Raw genomic sequence first — 19,608 nt, 5'->3', positions numbered from 1 at the left:
CTTCCTGGCCCAGCCACCGCTCTAACGCTGTGACAGCCAGCGCGTGGTCGTGGCTGCGGCGCGTCCTGAGCGCATCGATAATGGACCGCTCTGGGAGATAGATTCCTATGTAGACGCCCTTCTCCACCTGACGCTCAATCCGCCCGAGGTGGAATGTCGGTGTATCAAAGGAATGCCAGCGGACCGGGGTCTCCAGCCGAGGCCGGTAACTATCGCGCCGTATCGCGATGTCCCAGACGGGCAACGGATCGGCGGGGCTAAAAGCGCCAGCGCCGAGGCTAAGCAGATCGTCGCACCCTTGGCCCGCTTAGCAATCTCAAGCAGCTCGAAATCAACGCCCCGCTTGCTCACCGTGATCTTTCGGAACAAGCCCCACCCGATGGTCTCGATCGACTTCTCATCGCGGAGTTCGTAAAGCAGCCGATCGGAAACTCCCACTTCGCGAGCCTGGGAGTAGGTGAAGGTCGGGGCGAGCTGCCGCAGCTTGTAGTGGACTTCCGGTTCCATAGGTGACCGTTTCGGTGAGGGAGGAAATCCTCCACAGCTTAGCTTTACTGTGGAGAATTTCCTCCCTCAGCGATTTCATCAAGTCAGGGAAACCGGTTCGGTTTGTTGCCTAGGCTGGCGATGTGCCGGCGGAAGGGACGAGTTCGGACTTAGTCGCGGGCTTGTGTTGCCTTGCGGTCCTCCTCGTGCTCGGGGTAGGGCTAATCTCGCTGCTGGTCCGCAGGCGCAAACAACCGCAGCGGGCGGCTCAGCAGGTCCCCGATCCCACCGATCCTTATGCCACGACTACAACCGCTGAGCTGAACCAGATCGCGAGCGGAAAGCTGATCGAGGCCGATAACGCGCTGCGCACGAGCGAGCAAGAGCTGGGGTTCGCCGTCGCGCAGTATGGGAAGGACGCGACGAAAGCGTTCGCTGACGCGCTAGAGGCGGCACGAGCGGACGTGGCCCATGCCTTCCAGCTCAGGCAGCAGCTCGATGACGACGTGCCGGAGGATGAGCCCGCGCAACGATTGCTGCTCAAGGACATTTTGGGAAAGTGTGCGCTGGCTGATGAGCGGCTCGATGCGCAGGCCGACGCGTTCGCGCGATTGCGGTCTATGGAGTCGCAAGCCGAACAGATCGCCGACGACCTTGGCACCCGGCTCAAGACGGCGCAGCTGGCGATTCCGCTAGCCGAGAAGACCTGGCAATCCCTTACCACGCAATACTCCGCGAGTGCTCTGACCGTCGTCGACGGCAACGTGGAGCAAGCCAAGGAAAGAGTCGAGTTTGCCGACGCTCAGTTGACGCAGGCGCGCAAAGACATTGAGGCGGCTAACCGGCCAGCGGCGGCACTGCGGTTGCGTGGCGCGGAACAGGCCATCGGGCAAGCCGGGCTGCTCTTGGACGCGCTCGTCAAGGTGCAGAAGCAGCTGGAGGCAGCCAAGTCCGGGCTCACCTCGCTGCTAGCTGACGCCCAGGGGCAAGTCGCCGCAGGCAAGGCGGCCATGCAAGCAGGCACCGGTGGCGGGGCGGATCAGATGAGCCTCGCCGCGGCCGTGGCACGGGCCGAGCAGACCATCGCCGACATCCGGACCGAACTCGCCGCGCCCAAGTCCGATCCGGTGAGTGCGTTGCGCCGGGTGGAGACCGTGGCCGGTGACTTGAACGCGACGCTCGGTGGCATCCGGGACGCGGCCGCCCGCGCCCAGCAAGCGCGGACCGTTTTGGATCAGGCCATGTTCTCCGCACGGTCCGCCATTGACTCGCTCACGGATTTCATCACCACCCGGCGGGGCGCGATTGGCAGTCAGGCGCGCACAAGGCTCATGGAAGCGCAACGGCAGCTCGATCAGGCGTCCGCCTTGGCCGCCAGCGATCCGGTGGCGGCGCTGTCTTCGGCCCAGCGGGCGAGTGAGCTCGCGGAGCGAGCGACCGAGGCGGCACGTAACGACCTCAACCAGTGGCACACCGGCCCGGTCGTCATCTCAGGTGGCGGTGGCATGGGCGGAGCCGTGCTCGGCGGGATCCTTATCGACTCGATGTTTGGCGGCGGCACGCATCCCCGGCGCGGCGGCGGTTACGGCTACGGCACACGGATCCGGCTCGGGTTCGCCAACGCCGACGAATCCGGGCCAACACCGCTAGACGATCAAGCGTTGCCAGATCTGCCCGGTGAACCAGGACGGTTCGGCGGGCCAAGCACATGGGCACGTTAGCGCCAGTCCAAAAAGGAGAAAAGATGCCGCAGACAATTCTTGGCCGGATAACGCAAATGGCGCGGGCGAACATCAACGCGATGCTCGACTCCGTCGAAGACCCGAAGGTCATGCTCGACCAGATGGTGCGCGACTACACGAGCAGCATCAAAGAAGCCGAGACCGCCGTCGCGACCACGATTGGGAACCTGCGGCTGCTTGAGCAGGACTCCAAAGATGCGCAGAAAGCCATGTCTGACTGGGAAACCAAGGCCCGCGCCGCGAGCGGCAAGGCTGAGGAGCTCAAGAAGCAAGGCAACACCGCTGAAGCGGAGAAGTTTGACGACCTCGCGCGGATCGCGCTATCCAAGCAGATCGGCTACGAAAGCGACGTGTCGAATTTCGCGCCCGCCATCAAGGAACAGACCGACGTGGTCGAGCAACTCAAGGCCGGGCTCACCCAGATGCACAGCAAGCTCGATGAGCTGAAGTCCAAGCGCAACGAACTGGCCAACCGGCAGAAGATCACCGAGGCGCGCGAACGCGTGCAGGACATGACCGGTGCCATCAACACGATGGACCCGACGAGCGAGCTCGGCCGGTACGAGGAAATGGTCAGAAGAGCCGAAGCCAGGGTCAAGGGCAAGGAAGAGCTATCCGCCGAATCGATCGACGCCCGGTTCGAAAGCCTCGTCAAGGCCGCCCGTGACGACGAAGTCGAAAAGCGTTTGGCAGCGCTCAAATAAGGCCACGCCGCGAGGCGATGACACCGGCTTGAAAGCGGTTGGCTGCGCCCAGTTCCTCGTGCAGTTTGCTGATGCGACGGCGCATCGTGCGCACCGACCAGCCGAGCTGCCGGGCGATCGCCTCATCCTTCAGGCCAGACACGAGCAGGGTCAGCAGATCCCGGTCCTCCACGCTAAGCGGGTCGTCTGCCGGGGCGTTGAGCGGCAACGCGTTGCTCCAGCACAGCTCCCAATAGTCGATGAGCGCATCGAGCAACGTGGACGGCCGGATGACGGCTGCCCGCACATCGGTCAGGTCAAGGGAAAGCGGCATGAGGGCCATCCGCCGGTCGGCGATCGCCAGCTTGATGCGCAGGCCCGGAAGCACGCGTGCCTCTTCCCCGTGCCGCACGAGTTCCTGAATGTCACCGAGCACTCCCGGCCACTCCAGTGCCTCGGGTGCGTAGACAGCGCGATAAGTCACGCCCCGGCTCAGCGCTGTCGCCTCCACCGGATTGGAAGTCGTTAGGGCATAAGGCGGACGGTCGAGCGTGATGACCTCCTCGCGCGCTTCTTGCTGCAGCCGGACAAACCAGCGTCCCAAGGCTTCGGCACCCGTGGTGATTTCGACTTCTTCCGTGCCCGACACTTGTGCCGCGGCGAACATGGCTGCCAAGTCGGCGGTCGCCCGGCGTACCCGGTCGAGTTCAGCGGCCCGCGTTCGCAGCAAGGCCTCGACCGCGGTCTCCGGATCGACCGCCGCGTAGCGCCGTTTCGTCCCGGCCATGCGGCCCACGAGGCCGTGCTCACGGAGCCGGGCAAGCGAACGGGCGATCCGCTCGGCGGAATGACCGAGTTCGTCCACCAACTCGGCTGGCGACGCCGTGTGGCGCGCGAGAACAGCCCGGTAGACGGCTTCGTCGAAGGGTTCAACACCGGCTGCGGTGAGTTCAGGGGTCACCCGGAGATCTTGGCCCACTTGTGCCACCGGCAGCAATGGGCCAGCGCGATCCATTGCCGCAGGAAAGCGCATGCCACTAGGACCATAACCATGAAACGCACACCCCCGAAGTCACTGGCGGCTGCCGTCGCCGCGGTCGTGGTGGCGAGCTTGCTCAGCGCGTCAGCGCAGGCGACCGCCGCACCGTCCGGGCCGGACCGCAAAGTCATCGTGATGCTTGCGGGAGAGCAGGGCGATGCCTTCCTCGACAAGGCCACCAAAGCGAACGTGCGCGCGAGCAAGAAGCGCAAGCTGGCCAGCAAGCTCGTCAACGCCGTCGCGATGACGGTTCCCGCGTCCGACGTCGCCAAGCTCGCCGCGCTTGCGGGGGTGGCTGGGGTCTATCCCGACCTCCCGGTGCGTGCCCAGACCGAAACCAGCGTGGGTCACATTGGCGCGCCGAGTCTTTGGGACCCGGCCGGGGGTGGCGCTAAGGGCGAAGGCATGACCATTGCCGTCATCGACACAGGTGTGGACTACTCGCACCCCGACCTGGGCGGTGGCCTGGGCGCGGGGTTCAAAGTCATTGGCGGATATGACTTCGTCAACGGTGACCCCGATCCGATGGATGACAACGGGCACGGTACCCACGTCGCAGGCATCGTCGCCGGGAAGGCTGCCGCGAGCGGTGGCATCACGGGTGTGGCTCCAGAGGCGAACCTGTTGGCGTACAAGGTAATGAACGAGTGGGGTGAGGGACTCACCTCCGATGTCGTCGCGGGCATCGACGCCGCCGCTGACCCGGCGAACCCCAACCGGGCCGACGTCATCAACCTGAGCCTGGGCAACAGTGGAGATGGCAACGATCCCGTGGCACAGGCGGCAGCGGCCGCTTCCCGTTCCGGCGTCGTCGTGGTCGCCTCGGCCGGCAACAGCGGTCCCGGCGAGGGCACCGTCGGCAGCCCGGCTGTAGCCGAGGGAGTCATCGCGGTTGGCGCGTCCACGAGCGGTCTGCGTCTTCCGGTCGCTCACCTCGCGGGCCCGAACCCGGGCTTGCTGCAGACCTATCGCGGGGCACTATCGGCGAATCCGCCGACGGCTGCGGTGACCGCCCAACTGGTGGATGTTGGCTGGGGTACGCCCGAAGAGTGGGCCAGCGCAGGTGACGTCACCGGGAAGATAGTCCGGGTCAACACCTTCATCGGCTCTGTGCCGCAAGATGTCTTCCAGTCCGAGCTGGATCTCGCCCGCGAGGCGGAGAACCGGGGTGCCCTGGCCATCATCGGCGGCCAGGACTATGGCATGGGCCCCTGGTCGGTTCAGCCAGGCGTGGCCCAGGTGGCGGCGTCTAACCGCATCCTTGCCTCCGGCGACACGTTCCGCATGGACCGCCTTGTCGTCATGGGCATGGACAACACGCAGTACCAGGAACTCACCAGGCTGCTCGCGGCTGGCCGGGTTGACATCAAGCTCAGTGGCGATGACCGCACCGATGAGATCGCTTCATTCTCCTCACGTGGACCGGATCGCTCATTCGGCCTCAAGCCGGACCTCGTCGCTCCGGGCGTGGACATTCGCTCCGCGGTGCCAAAAGCGCTTTACGCACCAGGCGAATACCGGATGTCGGGCACGTCGATGGCGGCTCCACATGTGGCCGGCGCGGCGGCGTTGTTGCGTCAGCTGAACCCGCAGCAAACTCCGGCTCAGGTCAAGGCGGCCCTCATGGGGACGTCGAAGCAACTGTCCGGCACGGCAGCGACCGACCATGGCGCGGGCCGCATCGACCTCGTGGCCGCGGCTAAGGCTGTCGTCCTGGCCGACCCGCCCTCGCTGTCGCTCGGGCTCGCCGACCTGTCGAAGAACACCGTGGGCGGAACCAAAACCGTGACGTTGCAGAACACTTCGTCCACCGCACGGACCGTAAAGGTGACGGGGGATGACAACGCGACGGTCAGCCCGTCGTCTGTCGTCATAGGACCCGGCGCGTCCGCGAGCGTCGAAGTGACCGTGAAAGCGGCACGTCCCGATGGCAACGCTGAACTCTCCGGTACGGTCACGGCCACACCAGACAATGGGCCGGCCGTGCACGTTCCGTACCTTCTGGTCGTCAAACCGCTGATGGTGCAAACGTCACCCGACCCGGCAGACGGACCGTCCACGGTTTACATCTACAGCCCGGCCGAACTGTCGGCCCCGCCGGTCATCTCGGTTGAGCCGCCGCAGGGTCCAAAGAAGACAGTCACGGCGACCCAAGTGAACCCTTCGTGGTACTCAGCGAACGTCGAAGGCAAGCACGAGGGCACCTACCGGGTCGCCGTTACCGCCCGTGCCACGACGGGCCAGGTTCTCAACGGCACCAGCAGTTTCGAGGTGCTGCCCGAAAAGGATCGTAAGAAGCGCTGGGAGCCGGCCGGCCCGTACAACATGGGTGGGCAACTGAGCCTGTCGCCCAGCAACCCGCAGCAGGGCATCATGACCCAGGACGGTCACAAGGCGGGGGTCTGGCTCACCACGAACAAGGGAACGTCGTGGACCGAGCTCAACCGCGTCCCGGTCTTCGCTCCCGCCCGTCCTCCCGTCGTGATCGTCGACGACCAGAAGGACGGCACCTGGTGGTACGGCGCCACTGACGTGGGCGATGGCAAGACGAAGCTCTTGCGTACCACTAATAAGGGCGGCGATTGGAAGGTGCTGGCGGAAATCAGTGGCTATCTGGTCACGATGGTCGCCGACGCCACGCGGCAAACCCTGGTCGCGGTCACGGACAACGACTTGTTCATCAGCACCGACGCTGGCGAGACCTGGGCGCAGCAAAGCAACGGCACGGGCGACTACGTGACACACGCGGCTATCGCTAACGGCAACCTCTACCTCAACACGAGCCGGGGCATCTGGGTCCGCGAAGGTATCACCGGCGAGACGCGGCAGATTTACAGCGCCAACTACCTGTACAGCATTGTGGCTAACGAGACCGTCATCGCGGCTTGGGTGCCAAGGGTTGGCATCGTTGGCTCCTATGACAAGGGCCAGACGTGGTCAACGCTTTACAGCATGCCTAGCTTCTGGGGCACGCAATTGTCGATGTCGGGCAATGACATTTTCCTCGCGACTTCACTGCGCAAGGGAATCGTCAGCCACGACAACGGCCGCACGTGGGCTGATATGGCCGTCGCCGTTCCAGACGCGGCACAGCTGGACTATGACCGCTGGGCTGACGGCACGGTGACGCACTCGCTGACTTCCGGGCTATACAACGGAACCCAGCGCATCGGTGTGCAGGGCCAGACCGTCTACGACCTTGCCTTCTCGGGCAACACGCTCATGGCGGGAACCGACGTGGGCTTGTACAAGACACAGGCACCGGCCGCTTCCCCGGATTGGGGCAACTCCGGTGACGAGGGCTGGATCGGTGTCACACCACGGTTTGTGGTCACCTCACCGCACGACCAGAACGTGGTTTGGCGGGTCGTGAAGAGCGCCTTTGGCTCGTTCTCGGTGCAGCGCAGCGGCGACGGCGGTCAGACGTGGGAGGAGAAGGGCAACAGCACGGAGGTTCCGACGGCCCTGTCGGTGCACCCCGCTGATCCCAACAAGGTCTACGTCAGCTTCGCCCGCTTGGGTGGGGCAGGCCTTTACGCCACCACCGACGGTGGTACGACGTGGAAGAACCTCTATCACGGCATGCCGTTCGAAGCCGTGGCTGGCGACCTCGCCAACGCCAACAGGTTGTGGCTCAGCAATTCCAGTGGGCTATACCGCTCCGATGACGGCGGCGTCACGCTTACGAAGGTTTTCGACGGTGCTTTCGCGACCATCTACTTCGACGGCGAGCGGCTCATCGCCGCCGGGCGAAGCGTCATCATGAGCACCAACGGTGGCCGCACCTGGCGGCAAGGTGACACCGGCACACTGTCCACTTTGGTCACCGATGTCGTCAAGGCCAACGGCGTGTTCTACGCCTCGACGGCAAGCCACTGGCCCAACGGGTTTATCAAGGGCGGCCGCGGCGTGCTGCGTTCCGACGACGGTGGCCTGACGTGGCGCAACATCTCGTCCGGGTTGTCGAACCTTGACGTGCAAACCCTGGCGGTCAGCCCCGATGGCAAGTTCCTGTTCGCGGGCACAGCTCTCGGCGGCGTCCACCGCATCGCCATCTAGGACGATAGGGGGCCTGCACAGCAGGCCCCCTATCGCGTAGTCTCCCGCGTCATGACCTACGTGATGCCTGACGGCCAGAACCCGGAACGACGGACAAATGCGTTCGCCGTTGTTTCCCTCGTGCTGGGACTCGTTGGGGGCGTGGGACTTTCTGCCATCTTCGGATACATCGCCCTAGGTCAGATCAAGCGGTCTGGGGAGAAGGGCAAGAAGCTGGCGATCGCGGGAATTGTCCTGAGTGTTGCCTGGGTCGTTGGATACTGTGCTTTCGCCAGCAAAATGACGGACTTGGCAAACGGCTCTGCCCCCGGCTTCGGCTACGAATCCGTCCGGGCCGGGGAGTGCTTCAATTGGGCGGGAAACAAGGACTTCGCCAATGCTGAAAAAGTCCCTTGCGGCGAATCACACGATGTTGAGGTCTTTGGCCTGGTCAACCTGGAAAAAGACGGCAGCGAGATACAACAGCAATCCCAAGCCTTTGAACGCTGTCAACAGCTTTTCAAGCTAGATGCCAAGAGCGAAAGCCAGAGCGAGCCCACCTTGGCTGTGAACTTCGATCTCGGTAACCGCAATAGTAAGCGCGTTTTGTGCGTTGTGGAGCGGCCGGGCGGCAAGTTGACTGGGTCGGTGCTGAAGTAGCGTCCGATGGGGGGTCTGCGGAGCGGGCCCACCATCGCGTAGTCTCCCGCGTCATGACCCAGCTAAACCCCGACTACCAGCCGCCCGCTTCGCAATCGTGGGCCAATCAGCCGCGGCGGGCAGCGGACAAACGGCCTTGCCATCGCGGCGCTGGTGCTGGGCATCGTGGCCGTGTTCCCGCTCGCCATCATTTTGGGCTTGGTTGCCTTGCGGCAGATCAAGAAGCGCAACGATCACGGCAAGGGAATCGCGATCGCCGGAATCATGCTTGGAATGGTGTGGCTCGGCATGTGTGCGGCTTTCGGCAGTTTTGTTGTGGAGGCGATCCGCGACTTCCAGCCTGAGGTGGCGCTCGATAAGGGCGTCTGCCTGACCGATGTCAGCGGTGGCGACATCTCGATGTCGCAGCCGGTCGATTGCGATGAGCCGCATGATGCCGAAGTTTTCGCGCTGTTCAAGCTCACCGGGCACGAGCAGTCGGAGGACGAAATCCGCGACAAGGCCTATGAGCGGTGCGCCCAGTTGTTCAAACTGGATGTAGCCGACCAGTTTCAGCGTGATCCTCTCGTTGTTCAGACTGTCGTGGCGCCAGAGCCCGGAGTGGATTTCGGCTTCTGTCTTGCCGAACACGTCGACAGCGGCGGGCTGACGCAGTCGGTGTTGAAGTAACGTCGGGCGGGTGGATGTCGCAGCGGCGCGGATGGCGAGTCAGGGACTGATAGCACCGGTTGGCACGTCGTTAGAGGTCGTGCGGCGCCTGGTCGGGTTGCAGGCGCAGGATGAGTGGGTCGCGAAATACGCGCTGAGGCCACGGGCGACTTCGGTCGATGAGAGTGGCCTTATCAAGACATGGCTGATGCGCGGCACGCTGCATGTCGTGGCTAAACAGGATGTCCGCTGGCTGCTTGACCTCTTGGGTCCGCGCTTCATCGCGCGGCAGCGCGGCCGCAGGCATCAGCTCGGGCTGACCGATGAGCTGCTCAAGGAGGCGCTGCCCATCGTGGCCGACAGCGCGCCGGGGACGCGCGAGGAGCTGGTCGCGGCGGTCCGCAAACGGGGCATTGCCGTGGCGGCGGGACAGGCCGAGGCATATCTGGTCGCGACAGCGGCGCTAAGTGGCCTGATCCATCGCACCGCCACCGGCTATGAGCGGCTGACCGTCAAGGGTTCCCCTGTGGACGATCCGCTCACGGAACTCGGGCGGCGTTATCTGGCGGGCTACGGGCCGGCTGAGCCAGAGGACTTCGCGGCCTGGTCTGGCCTGTCGCTCACCGACGCTCGCAAGGCACTCGCCGGGCTGGAACAGCCGTCCTCAGCAAAAGCCGACCTGCCCACGAAGATGCTGGGACATTGGGACCCTTGGCTGCTCGGCTACAAAGATCGCTCGTTCACCCTCGACCCGGCTCACGCTAAGCACCTTCAGCGCGGTGGCGGTTTCCTCCAGCCGATCATCTTGGTCAACGGCCGGGTTGAGGGCACGTGGAGCCGGGAGGGAAAGAAGATCGTCGTTACGAGCTTCGGCAAGAAGCTCCCTGACCTGGGCAAAGAAATTTCTTCGCTCGAAGCGATAAGTTAGGCGAGTCGGCTCCGTCTTATAGGCATGACGACTTACCTGCCCGGCGACGCCGAATATGACCTCCTCCGTAAGCCGCTGCGTGCCGACCTCGACCCGCACCCGGCGATGATTGTCAAAGCTGAGCGCACCGAAGACGTGCGCGGCGCCATCCTGACGGCCCGTTCACAGAACCTGCCCCTCGCGGTGCAGGCGACCGGACACGGGACACACCAGTCCACCGACGGTGCCGTGCTCCTTCGGACCAACGAGATGGCGGCTGTTCTGATTGACCCAGACCGCCGCATCGCCAAGGTAGGCCCCGGCGCGACATGGGGTCAGGTGCTGAAAGCGGCTGCCCCGCTTGGCTTGGCGCCTCTGTCGGGTTCTTCGCCAACGGTCGGCGTCACCGGGTACACCCTCGGGGGTGGAATGGGCTGGCTCGCCCGCAAGTTTGGCTTCGCCGCCGACAGTGTCACGAAGGCCAGAATCGTTACCGCGGAAGGACGTTTGCTGACCACGAGCGCCGACCAGTATCCCGATCTGTTTTGGGCGTTGCGCGGTGGCGGCGGAAACTTCGGCATCGTTACCGGGCTTGAATTCAAGCTATACCCCGTGGCGAAGGTGTATGCCGGAACGTCAACGCTGACCGGTGACCTCTTCGAAAACCTTGCCGCTTACCGGGATTGGGCGCTGAACCTGCCCGACGAGGTGAGCAGTGCCGCGGTGGTGCGCGACAACCTCGTCATCGTGAAGACCTTGTCCATCGGCCACCACGTTCCACTGTGGACCGAGCCCGCCACGACCGATGTGCGCGAAATGGGATACGCCGAGGCGAGCATGGGCGGCACAGCGGCCCGCTACTTCGACTACTTCGCCAAACTCACCGACGACGTGCTCGGCGCGGCCGTGGCCAACCACGAGGAAAACGGCTCCACCGTTGAGATCCGGCACTGGGGCGGCGCTTTGGCCAACCCTGGCCCAGACGCGGGTCCCGTTGGCCACCGCGACATGCCGTTCTCCGTCATCCTGGACAACCCGTCCGCGACGATCGCCGATGAGCTGAGCCCGGACGCCGCAGGCGCGGGATTCCTCAACTTCACCGGCGATCCCAAAAAGACCGAACGCGCTTACACCACAGCGAACCTCAAGCGCCTGCGGGCCGTGAAGTCCTTCTACGACCCGGACAACTTCTTCCATCTCAACGCCGGCTTTGGCGCGGGAGACGCCAAGCGAGTCATCGCGAAGCGCCGCCGTAGTGCTTAAGGCTTATCGCGTCAGCTTTCGCGGCCTGCTTGGCCATGAGCTGGCGCATCGGCCATTTGGTAATCATTCGCATAGACAAGTTGCGTAGGGCGATCATCATCTTCGAGTTCGGCGCCATGCCGTTGACACCTCCGGGCGGCAATTCCATGGCCTGCTCCACAAAACCCTTCATTTCCATCTGGTACGCCGAGAAAGCGCGCTCGTGGTCATCCGGCGTGGCCGCCAGCTCACCGGCAAGCACATAAGCCCCAAGGAGCGAAGCAGCCGTGCCCAGTCCGCTAAGCGGCGAGGCGCAGTGCGCGGCATCGCCCATCAACGCGATCCGGCCGCGTGACCAGCGATCCACGCGCACCTGGCACAGACTGTCAAAGTAGAAGTCGGGCGCCTGCCGCATTTCGGCGAGCAGATCCGGCACACGCCAGCTCGCACCTGCGAATCGTTGCGACAAAAGGTCTTTCTGCGCCTGAAGGTCTTTGCGGTCATAGGAAAGCGGCGGCGAAGTGAACGACAGCGACGCTTTGGCGGTGCCACCGCGCTCGGGACGGATGCCCGCGCACAGGCCGCCCGGCTCGTTGTACATCAGGAACCAGTTGTTTAGGTCACCCGGGTCAGCAACAGTGAAGTAGGCGGTATAGCCCCCGAGGAAGGTGACGAACCGTTCTTCCGGCCCGAAAGCGAGCGCGCGCACTCCGGAGTGGACGCCGTCGGCGCCGATGACGAGATCGAAGGAGCGGACGAGACCACTGGCGAAGGTCACCTTGACGCCATCGGCACCTTCGTCGAGAGCCGTGATGCGGTCGCCGAAGAAATACTCGGTGCCGTCAAGCGAAGCGTCGTAAAGGATTTCGCTCAGGTCACCGCGCATGATTTCGATCTCGGCCACGATGCCCTCGCCACCAAAGGCTTCCGCGGCGACGCGTGCCTTCATGTTGCCTTTGCGGTCAACGAGAGCGAATCCTTTCTCCGGCACGCTCTTGGCCTTGATGCGCTCGGTGAGGCCCATCTCGGCGACGACTTGGCGCGACGCGCCCCGGATGTCGACGGCGTGCCCTCCTGGCCGCAGCGATGGGGCGATTTCGACGACGGTCGGCTGGAAGCCGTACCGGTGCAGCCAATAAGCCAGCACTGGCCCGGCGATGCTGGCACCCGAGATAAGAACGGTCCTGTTGCGCATTGCTGTCTCCCATCAGTTGTGTACGCTGTACACCGTAAGCGGGTCAACAAAACAGCTCAACGGAGTACTAGTACACCAATCACAAACGGGCAGTACACCACCACCGGTGTACTAGTACCGGGCAGGGAGAAGCACGATGGCCAAGCCGCCATATCAGCAGATCGCAGACGATATTCGTGCCCTCATCTCCTCTGGCGAGTTGTCCCCCGGCGATCGCGTCCCGTCGGCACGGCAAATCACGGCTAAGTGGGGCGTCGCCATCGCCACCGCGACGAAGGTGCTCGCTTTGCTCCAGCAGGAGGGCGCGGTCACCGTCGTTCCGGGCGTGGGCACGGTTGTTTCAGGCCTTTCCAAGGTAGGCCGTCCCTCCAAACGCGACCATGGCGGATTGTCCCGTGAACGCATCGTCGCGATGGCACTGGATATCGCGGACGCTGAAGGGCTTTCGGCTCTTTCCATGCGCCGCATCGCCCTGGAGCTAGGCGTCGCAACCATGGGGCTCTACCGTTACGTGCGCGGAAAAGACGACTTGCTGCTGCACATGATTGACACGGTGTTCGGCGAAATTCCGATGCCCAAACGGCCCGAGGGGTGGCGGCTTCAGCTCGACGCGGCGGCCCGGCACACCTGGGCGATGTTTAAACGGCACCGCTGGCTCGCCCCGGTCATGTCACTGACCCGGCCACAGCTGGCCCCCAATGCGTTATCCCACACCGACTGGGTGCTCAAATCAGTGGAGGGGCTGGGTTTGGGGCACGAGGCGATGATTCATATCCACGTCATGCTTTTCAGCTATGTGCGCGGCATCGCCACGAGCCTGGAGGCAGAAGCCGAGGCGGAGCAGGACACCGGGTTGACCAATGACGAGTGGATGCAGGGGCAGGAAGCCATTTTGAGCACGCTCGCGGCTTCATCGCGCTACTCGACGGTGGTGAAACTGATGCTAGAGACCGAACTCGACCTGGATCTGGATTCCCTGTTCGAGTTCGGCCTCGCGCGGTTGCTTGACGGCATCGCCGTTCTTATCGCGTCGCCTCCAGCGCCCAAGGGCGGGCGGTCGCGCCGAGCCGGTTCCAGGCGTTGATGACGGTGATGGTCCAAATCAGTTCGGCCAGCTCGGTCTCGTTGAACTCCTTGGCCGCCGCGCCGAACACCTCATCGGACACCGGGCCGTGGGTCAGGCGTGTGGCGGCCTCGGTCAGCGCGAGCGCGGCCCGCTCACGAGCGCTGAAGAAAGGGGTCTCCTGCCACACCGCGACCGCGTAGAGCCGCTGCTCGGTCTCGCCGCCCTTGCGTGCGTCGGTGCTGTGCATGTCGACGCAGTAGGCGCAGCCATTGAGCTGCGAAGCCCGCAGGCGCACCAGCTCCAGCAGAGCTGGCTCGATGGTGGTCTTACGGGAAGCTGTATCGAGGGCGTTCATCGCCTTGTTGATGTGTGGGGCCAGTTTGTCTACCGCGAGGCGCATGTCTGTCATGTCATCAACGTTAGGCGTGAAATGGCTCTGCGCTAAGGTCCATTCTTATGCAGTTTGATTGGGCCAATTCTGGCGTCGACCTCCACTTGGAGCTGGCCGTGGGCGGCCGCAGAGCGGGCTTGGAGACGGCGCTACGGGAAGCCATCCGGGACGGGCGCTTGTCCCCCGGCACCAGGCTGCCGTCCACCCGCGATCTGGCCAGGGAACTCGGGCTCGCCCGCAACACGGTCAGCGCCGCCTACGAACAGCTGACCGCCGAAGGCTTCCTCGCCGCCCGAACCGGTTCCGGAACGGTGGTGGCCGAGTTGCCGTCAGCCGGTCCGCTCGCAGAGCCTTCGTCGCCAGTGGACGATACGTTCCTCTACGACCTCGGGGCGGGAACCCCTGACGTGACAACGTTTCCCACGGCCGCCTGGCTGAGGTCGATGCGCCGGGCGCTGGCGGTCGCACCCGCGCACACCTACGGCTATGGTCCCGAGGCGGGAGCGTTAGAGCTGCGCCTCGCACTGACCGAATATCTGGGCCGCAGCAGGGGTGTGCTCGCGTCACCGGACCGCATCGTCATCACGACGGGCTATGTTCAGGCGCTGAGCCTGCTCGCCCGGGTCGTTGACGGTCCCATCGCGATGGAGGATCCGGGCCTTTCCTTCCACCGTGACGTCGTAGCCTTCACTGGACGTCCCGTCCTGCCGCTTTCTGTCGATTCCCTTGGCGCGACTGCGCCGCCAGCCAAAGCTAAGGCTGTCGTCGTCACACCGGCTCACCAGTACCCGATGGGCGTGACCCTGCACCCGCAACGCCGGCGCATGCTCGCCGAGTGGGCCCGCTCCACCGGCGGACTGATCATCGAGGACGACTACGACGGCGAGTTCCGCTATGACCGGCAGCCGGTCGGGGCTTTGCAGGGCGCGGCACCCGATCACACTGTCTACCTTGGAACGGCGGCGAAGACACTCGCCCCGGCGCTCAGGCTCGCGTGGATGATTCTGCCGCCGGCGCTCGTCGAACCAGTAAAGGCAGCCAAGCGGCTCTCCGACGGCCACAGTGAAGTCTTAGGACAGCTCGCCCTGGCCGACTTGATAGCCACGCACGCGTTCGACCGTCACGTGCGCGCGTGCCGTCAGCATTACCGCAAGCGCCGAGATCTGCTGGCCGAACGGCTCGCCTCACACAGAGTGCAGGGAATTTCGGCGGGCCTGCATGCTCTCATCGCCTTGCCAGACAACGTGAGCGAGGCTGACGTCATCGCGGCGGCGGCCAAACGTGGCTTGCGTTTAGCGGGTCTTGGTCCGCATTGGCACGGCACGCCGCGCAGCGCCGGCATCGTGGCCGGCTACGGCACGCCACCCGAGCGGTTATGGCCGGGCGCGCTTAACACCCTTTCCCTTGTGCTGCGGGGCGTATGACAGCAGCCCCCGGATCATCATGTCGAGCCCAAACTCGAAGCGCTCCTCGCCGTCACCAGACATCATGGCGTCCAAGTTGGCCGTCAGGGCCGGAAACAGTTGCGGCGGCAGCGATGCGTAGTAACTGTGCAGTCGGCCAAAGTACTCCGACTGCCACTCCTGCATGCCCAGGCCGCTAGCCTTTTGCTTCAGCGTGTACAGCGAACCCTCATACGCATCCGCGGTTAGATAAAGCGAGATGCGGTCGATCGCCCAGGCTGCCTCCCGCGGCGGAATCCCGCCCGCGAGAATGATGCCGAACATCGCGTCGCCAAGCTTCAGCGTGTTGGGGCCGGTCGGCAGGTTGGCCATCGCCACCAACGCGATGTCGTTGTGCGCGGACAGCACGTGAAACGAGTCGAGGCACAACTGGCGCAACTGCTCGACCCACCGCTCGGGGTCGGGCTCCGGAACCGGGATCTCCGCCGCCACCTTCTCGTAGATGAGATCGAGTAGCTCCTCTTTATTGCTCACGTGCGCGTAAAGCGAGGCCGGGCCGGTGTTCAGCTCCTCGGCCACCCTTCGCATAGTGACGGCCGCCATTCCCTCAGCATCGAGAATCTTGAGCGCCGTGTCGACGATCACGTCCTGACTGAGCTGGGGTTTCGTGCTCTTGCGGCGTTCCGGGCGCCACGGCGGAGCGGGGATCTGCGGTTGCATGCCGAACATCGTACTTGACGCGAACGTAGTTCCGAATGTAGAACAGTGTTCGTCAACAACGAACACTGTTCTTTTGGGGGAACCTCATGACCACCACACGGGTGGAACCCGCGGCTCCGGTCGCCCAAACGCTTTATAGATGGCGCTGGCCCGCGCTGTTTGTCATCCTCGCCGTCGAGATCATGGATCTGCTCGACGCACTCGTCACCACGGTCGCTGGGCCGTCGATCCAAGCCAGCCTCGGCGGCACCGAATCGCTCGTCCAGTGGCTTGGCGCGGGCTACACCCTCGCGATGGCTGTCGGCCTGCTCACGGGCGGCCGGCTCGGCGACATCTTCGGCCGCAAGCGCATGTTCATCATCGGTGCCGCGGGATTCGTCGTCGCGTCGCTGCTGTGCGCCATCGCCCAGTCGCCCGAAATCCTTGTCACCGCACGGGTTCTGCAAGGTCTATTCGGCGCCGTCATGCTGCCGCAAGGTCTTGGCCTGATCAAAGAGATGTTCCCGCCTAAGGAAATGGGCGCCGCGTTCGGTGCCTTTGGCCCGGTCATGGGCATCTCCGCCGTGGGTGGCCCGATCCTGGCGGGCTGGCTCGTCGACGCCGACTTCTTTGGCACGGGCTGGCGCATGATCTTCCTGATCAACCTGCCCATCGGTATCGCCGCGCTCGTCGCCGCGGTCAAGTTCCTGCCCGCGACGAAGACCACGCACGCCACCAAGCTCGACTTGCCTGGCGTGCTTTTGTTCTCAGCCGCTTCGGCCATGCTCGTTTACCCGCTCGTGCAAGGACGCGAGCTCGGCTGGCCAGCGTGGACCTACCTGCTCCTGGCGGGCTCTGCCGTCGTGTTTGGACTATTCGCCTGGTACGAGACGCGCAAGCACCGCGCTGGCGGCGAACCACTGATCGTGCCGTCGCTGTTCCGTAAGCGCGCCTTCACCGGTGGCCTCGTGGCCGGGCTTGCCTTCTTCTCCGGGATGATCGGCTTTGGGCTGGTCTTCACGCTCTACATTCAGCTCGGTTTGGGTTACTCACCCCTAAAAGCAGGTCTCGCGGGTACTCCACAAGCACTCGGAATGATCATCGGGTTCGTCGCGGCGAATGCCGGTCTGATGGAACGCTTCGGCCGCAAGCTCATGCACGCCGGTCTTCTCATCATGGGTGCTGGCGTAGCGATCTTCGGCTACATCCTTGACACGCAAGGCATTGGCGTCACCCCGTGGCAGCTCGCGCCCGGACTGGCCGTCGTGGGATTCGGCATGGGACTGCTCATGTCGCCGTTCTTCAACACCGTCCTAGCTGGAGTCGAGCCAAACGAAACCGGCTCCGCTTCTGGTGCGCTCACGTCGATCCAGCAACTCGGTGGCGCACTGGGCATCGCCATCCTCGGCACGATCTTCTTCAACCAGCTGGCTCGTGGCTTCGGCAACGCGATGAACACGGTGCTGTGGGTCGAAGGCGGGTTGCTAGCGCTGACTTTCGCTGCCGTCTTCTTGCTTCCGAAGCAGCCTCTGCCCGAGGAGCACTGATTCACTGGCCGCGCAAATAGGCCAGGACGGCGAGCACACGGCGGTGGTCATCCTGATCCGGTGGAAGGTCCAACTTGGACAAGATGCTGGCGATGTGTTTGGCCACCGCCGCCTCGGTCACGACAAGGGCACGGGAGATTGCGGCGTTTGACCGCCCCTCGGCCATCAGTCCCAGCACTTCGTGCTCACGGGGCGTCAAGCGCTGCAACGGACCGCGCTGCTGTTCCAGCAGTTGCCGCACGACTTCAGGGTCGATCACGGTTCCACCGGCGGCCACGGTGCGCACGGCTTCGGCGAACTCGGTCACCTCGCCGATACGGTCCTTGAGCAGATAACCCGTACCAGCGTGGCGTCCTGAGTTGAGCAGTTCACTGGCGTAGGTCTGCTCGACGTATTGGCTCAGCACGAGCACCGGCAGCGATGGCCGTGTTTGGCGCAAGGTTAGAGCGGCCCGCAAACCTTCGTCGGTGAACGACGGTGGCATCCGGACGTCGGTCACCACGATGTCGGGCTCAAGCTCCGTCGCCGCCGCGATCAGCGCCTCGGCATCTGCGACGGCAGCCACCACCTGGCTGCCAAATCGCTCCAGGAGCCCCACGAGTCCTTCGCGCAGCAGCACGGCATCTTCGGCTAGCACTATGCGGAGCATGGCAGCTCCACCCGCACGACCGTTGGGCCACCGGCCGGACTGGACACGCTGAACTGTCCATCCAAAGTGGATATGCGGTCGGCGAGGCCGGTCAGCCCGGAGCCTGCCGCCGGATCGGCACCGCCGACTCCATCGTCGCCAATCTCCAGTCGCAGCAAGCCTTTGCTCACCTCTCCACTGACCCAGGCCCGTTGAGCGCCACTGTGTTTGGCGACGTTTGCCAGGGCTTCGGTCACCACGTAGTAGGCGGTTACTTCAGCGGCCTCATCGAGCCGTGTTGACGGGAGGTCAACGGTCACGGGCACCGGGGACCTGCCTGCCGCGTCCCGAACAGCTGCCGCCAAACCTCGTCCCGACAGCACTTGCGGGTGAACGCCGCGAATGAGTTCACGCAGGTCACTCAACGCCAGCTTCGCTTGCTCGTGCGCTTCATCGATCTCCTTGTACAGCGGCGAGTTCACGTCAGCGGACAGTTTCGCCAGTCCTAGCTTCATGCTCAGCGCCACGAGCCGTTGCTGGGCACCGTCGTGCAGGTCTCGCTCGATGCGGCGGCGTTCTAGTTCGAACGCGCCCATCAGCCGGGCGCGCGAGCGCGCGAGTTCGTCTTGTGAGCCAAGGATCGCCCGGCTCATCGCCGCTCTAGCCCCGGCCCAGGCGGTGAGCGGATAGGCGGCTACGGGGATGAGCAGGAATCCCGCCAGCGTGAACAACACCGTCGCCACCGGGCCCGTGCCATTGGGCTGAAACGGAGCGGTCAAGAACGTCCCCGGCACGCCGAGAGCGACGGCCAGCACCAGGAGGTCGATCCACCACAGCGCGAGCATCGCGACCAGGGCGTGGGCGAACTCACGCCAGGCGTCAGAGTCGCGAAGGCGGCGTATCAGCGAACCACGGACCCGCGGCAACGCGGGTGACCGGTCCACGAGCTTGAGCCGCAGCCGCTCGAAGGCATTGATGACCGGCGTCGCCACAATGACGACGGTGAAACCCGCGAGCGTGGGCCCGACCGTGCCCATGAGTTGCCCGCCCAGCCAGCCCACCGAGATGATGAACGCGCCCGGGATCACGCTCAGGAGCAGGTAGGCCAGCGAGCGCCAAGGCCAGGCTGACCGCAGCAGCCGCAGGGGGCTCTGGGTCAGGGCCTCAAGCGCACTGCGAGCGATCACGACACCGACGTTATCTTGCCGCCGGGGCCGACACACTAGCGCTAGGT

16 protein-coding genes are annotated in these 19,608 nt (G+C 64.4%); 10 read left to right on the top strand and 6 right to left on the bottom strand.

The window, feature by feature from the left end; all coding sequences use genetic code 11:
- The first annotated feature begins 629 nt into the window (after positions 1 to 629).
- Entirely contained in the window at positions 630 to 2,207 is a 1,578-nt protein-coding gene (locus A3E1_RS43680) for a coiled-coil domain-containing protein (protein WP_157631933.1), read from the top strand.
- 23 nt (positions 2,208 to 2,230) lie between these two features.
- A complete protein-coding gene (locus tag A3E1_RS0134530; RefSeq protein WP_020525400.1) occupies positions 2,231 to 2,932 on the top strand; it encodes a PspA/IM30 family protein in 702 nt (233 codons plus the stop codon).
- Here the strand turns inward: A3E1_RS0134530 and A3E1_RS0134525 are convergent.
- Positions 2,925 to 3,872: a helix-turn-helix domain-containing protein gene (locus A3E1_RS0134525; protein WP_040392848.1), complete on the bottom strand. Its 948-nt coding sequence runs from the start codon at positions 3,870 to 3,872 to the stop codon at positions 2,925 to 2,927. The two genes, A3E1_RS0134530 and A3E1_RS0134525, sit on opposite strands and share 8 nt — an antisense overlap.
- Positions 3,873 to 3,962: 90 nt before the next feature.
- On the opposite strand from A3E1_RS0134525, the gene A3E1_RS0134520 reads away from it, so the two are divergent.
- From A3E1_RS0134520 to A3E1_RS0134500, 5 genes are all read left to right on the top strand, one after another.
- Entirely contained in the window at positions 3,963 to 8,009 is a 4,047-nt protein-coding gene (locus A3E1_RS0134520; protein ID WP_020525398.1) for a S8 family serine peptidase, read from the top strand.
- 51 nt (positions 8,010 to 8,060) lie between these two features.
- A complete protein-coding gene (locus A3E1_RS0134515; protein ID WP_020525397.1) occupies positions 8,061 to 8,648 on the top strand; it encodes a DUF4190 domain-containing protein in 588 nt (195 codons plus the stop codon).
- A gap of 105 nt (positions 8,649 to 8,753) precedes the next feature.
- Positions 8,754 to 9,317: a DUF4190 domain-containing protein gene (locus tag A3E1_RS48135; protein WP_083929763.1), complete on the top strand. Its 564-nt coding sequence runs from the start codon at positions 8,754 to 8,756 to the stop codon at positions 9,315 to 9,317.
- 10 nt (positions 9,318 to 9,327) lie between these two features.
- Positions 9,328 to 10,224 (top strand): winged helix DNA-binding domain-containing protein, encoded by an 897-nt coding sequence (locus tag A3E1_RS43670; protein WP_051105240.1) that lies wholly within the window; start codon positions 9,328 to 9,330, stop codon positions 10,222 to 10,224.
- 24 nt (positions 10,225 to 10,248) lie between these two features.
- The gene (locus A3E1_RS0134500) at positions 10,249 to 11,466 is read left to right on the top strand and encodes an FAD-binding oxidoreductase (RefSeq protein WP_020525394.1); all 1,218 of its coding nucleotides are present in this window, start codon (positions 10,249 to 10,251) and stop codon (positions 11,464 to 11,466) included.
- Here A3E1_RS0134500 and A3E1_RS0134495 read toward each other — a convergent pair.
- Positions 11,438 to 12,640 carry an FAD-dependent monooxygenase gene (locus A3E1_RS0134495; RefSeq protein ID WP_020525393.1) on the bottom strand — a complete coding sequence of 401 codons (1,203 nt, stop codon included), beginning with the start codon at positions 12,638 to 12,640 and terminating at the stop codon, positions 11,438 to 11,440. The genes A3E1_RS0134500 and A3E1_RS0134495 overlap by 29 nt on opposite strands.
- 136 nt (positions 12,641 to 12,776) lie before the next feature.
- Between A3E1_RS0134495 and A3E1_RS0134490 the strand changes: the two genes are divergently transcribed.
- Positions 12,777 to 13,724, top strand: a complete 948-nt coding sequence (locus A3E1_RS0134490) for a TetR/AcrR family transcriptional regulator C-terminal domain-containing protein (RefSeq protein ID WP_020525392.1) — start codon at positions 12,777 to 12,779, stop codon at positions 13,722 to 13,724.
- Here the strand turns inward: A3E1_RS0134490 and A3E1_RS0134485 are convergent.
- A complete protein-coding gene (locus tag A3E1_RS0134485; RefSeq protein ID WP_020525391.1) occupies positions 13,663 to 14,115 on the bottom strand; it encodes a carboxymuconolactone decarboxylase family protein in 453 nt (150 codons plus the stop codon). The genes A3E1_RS0134490 and A3E1_RS0134485 overlap by 62 nt on opposite strands.
- A gap of 47 nt (positions 14,116 to 14,162) precedes the next feature.
- Between A3E1_RS0134485 and pdxR the strand changes: the two genes are divergently transcribed.
- Positions 14,163 to 15,521, top strand: a complete 1,359-nt coding sequence (gene pdxR, locus A3E1_RS0134480) for a MocR-like pyridoxine biosynthesis transcription factor PdxR (RefSeq protein ID WP_020525390.1) — start codon at positions 14,163 to 14,165, stop codon at positions 15,519 to 15,521.
- Here the strand turns inward: pdxR and A3E1_RS0134475 are convergent.
- Positions 15,471 to 16,220 (bottom strand): TetR/AcrR family transcriptional regulator C-terminal domain-containing protein, encoded by a 750-nt coding sequence (locus tag A3E1_RS0134475; RefSeq protein ID WP_157631931.1) that lies wholly within the window; start codon positions 16,218 to 16,220, stop codon positions 15,471 to 15,473. The genes pdxR and A3E1_RS0134475 overlap by 51 nt on opposite strands.
- 86 nt (positions 16,221 to 16,306) lie before the next feature.
- Between A3E1_RS0134475 and A3E1_RS0134470 the strand changes: the two genes are divergently transcribed.
- Positions 16,307 to 17,746, top strand: coding sequence for an MFS transporter (locus tag A3E1_RS0134470; protein WP_020525388.1), 1,440 nt, complete (start codon positions 16,307 to 16,309; stop codon positions 17,744 to 17,746).
- A gap of 1 nt (position 17,747) precedes the next feature.
- Here the strand turns inward: A3E1_RS0134470 and A3E1_RS0134465 are convergent, their stop codons facing one another.
- Entirely contained in the window at positions 17,748 to 18,395 is a 648-nt protein-coding gene (locus A3E1_RS0134465; RefSeq protein WP_020525387.1) for a response regulator, read from the bottom strand.
- On the bottom strand, positions 18,383 to 19,561 hold the full coding sequence (locus A3E1_RS0134460) for a sensor histidine kinase (protein WP_026209109.1): 1,179 nt from the start codon (positions 19,559 to 19,561) through the stop codon (positions 18,383 to 18,385). The genes A3E1_RS0134465 and A3E1_RS0134460 overlap by 13 nt, the downstream gene beginning before the upstream one ends.
- Positions 19,562 to 19,608 lie beyond the last annotated feature (47 nt).

Origin of the sequence: Catelliglobosispora koreensis DSM 44566 (genome assembly GCF_000379685.1) — a bacterium.
Taxonomy (GTDB): Bacteria; Actinomycetota; Actinomycetes; order Mycobacteriales; family Micromonosporaceae; genus Catelliglobosispora; species Catelliglobosispora koreensis.
This window is presented reverse-complemented; position numbering and strand designations above follow the sequence as displayed.

Excerpts from the sequence above, each read along its gene's own strand:
- A3E1_RS0134530 (WP_020525400.1), top strand. The coding sequence starts at position 2,231 with ATGCCGCAGACAATTCTTGGCCGGATAACGCAAATGGCGCGGGCGAAC.
- A3E1_RS0134520 (WP_020525398.1), top strand. The coding sequence starts at position 3,963 with ATGAAACGCACACCCCCGAAGTCACTGGCGGCTGCCGTCGCCGCGGTC.
- A3E1_RS0134515 (WP_020525397.1), top strand. The coding sequence starts at position 8,061 with ATGACCTACGTGATGCCTGACGGCCAGAACCCGGAACGACGGACAAAT.
- A3E1_RS0134500 (WP_020525394.1), top strand. The coding sequence starts at position 10,249 with ATGACGACTTACCTGCCCGGCGACGCCGAATATGACCTCCTCCGTAAG.
- A3E1_RS0134495 (WP_020525393.1), bottom strand. The coding sequence starts at position 12,640 with ATGCGCAACAGGACCGTTCTTATCTCGGGTGCCAGCATCGCCGGGCCA.
- A3E1_RS0134490 (WP_020525392.1), top strand. The coding sequence starts at position 12,777 with ATGGCCAAGCCGCCATATCAGCAGATCGCAGACGATATTCGTGCCCTC.
- A3E1_RS0134485 (WP_020525391.1), bottom strand. The coding sequence starts at position 14,115 with ATGACAGACATGCGCCTCGCGGTAGACAAACTGGCCCCACACATCAAC.
- pdxR (WP_020525390.1), top strand. The coding sequence starts at position 14,163 with ATGCAGTTTGATTGGGCCAATTCTGGCGTCGACCTCCACTTGGAGCTG.
- A3E1_RS0134475 (WP_157631931.1), bottom strand. The coding sequence starts at position 16,220 with ATGCAACCGCAGATCCCCGCTCCGCCGTGGCGCCCGGAACGCCGCAAG.
- A3E1_RS0134470 (WP_020525388.1), top strand. The coding sequence starts at position 16,307 with ATGACCACCACACGGGTGGAACCCGCGGCTCCGGTCGCCCAAACGCTT.
- A3E1_RS0134465 (WP_020525387.1), bottom strand. The coding sequence starts at position 18,395 with ATGCTCCGCATAGTGCTAGCCGAAGATGCCGTGCTGCTGCGCGAAGGA.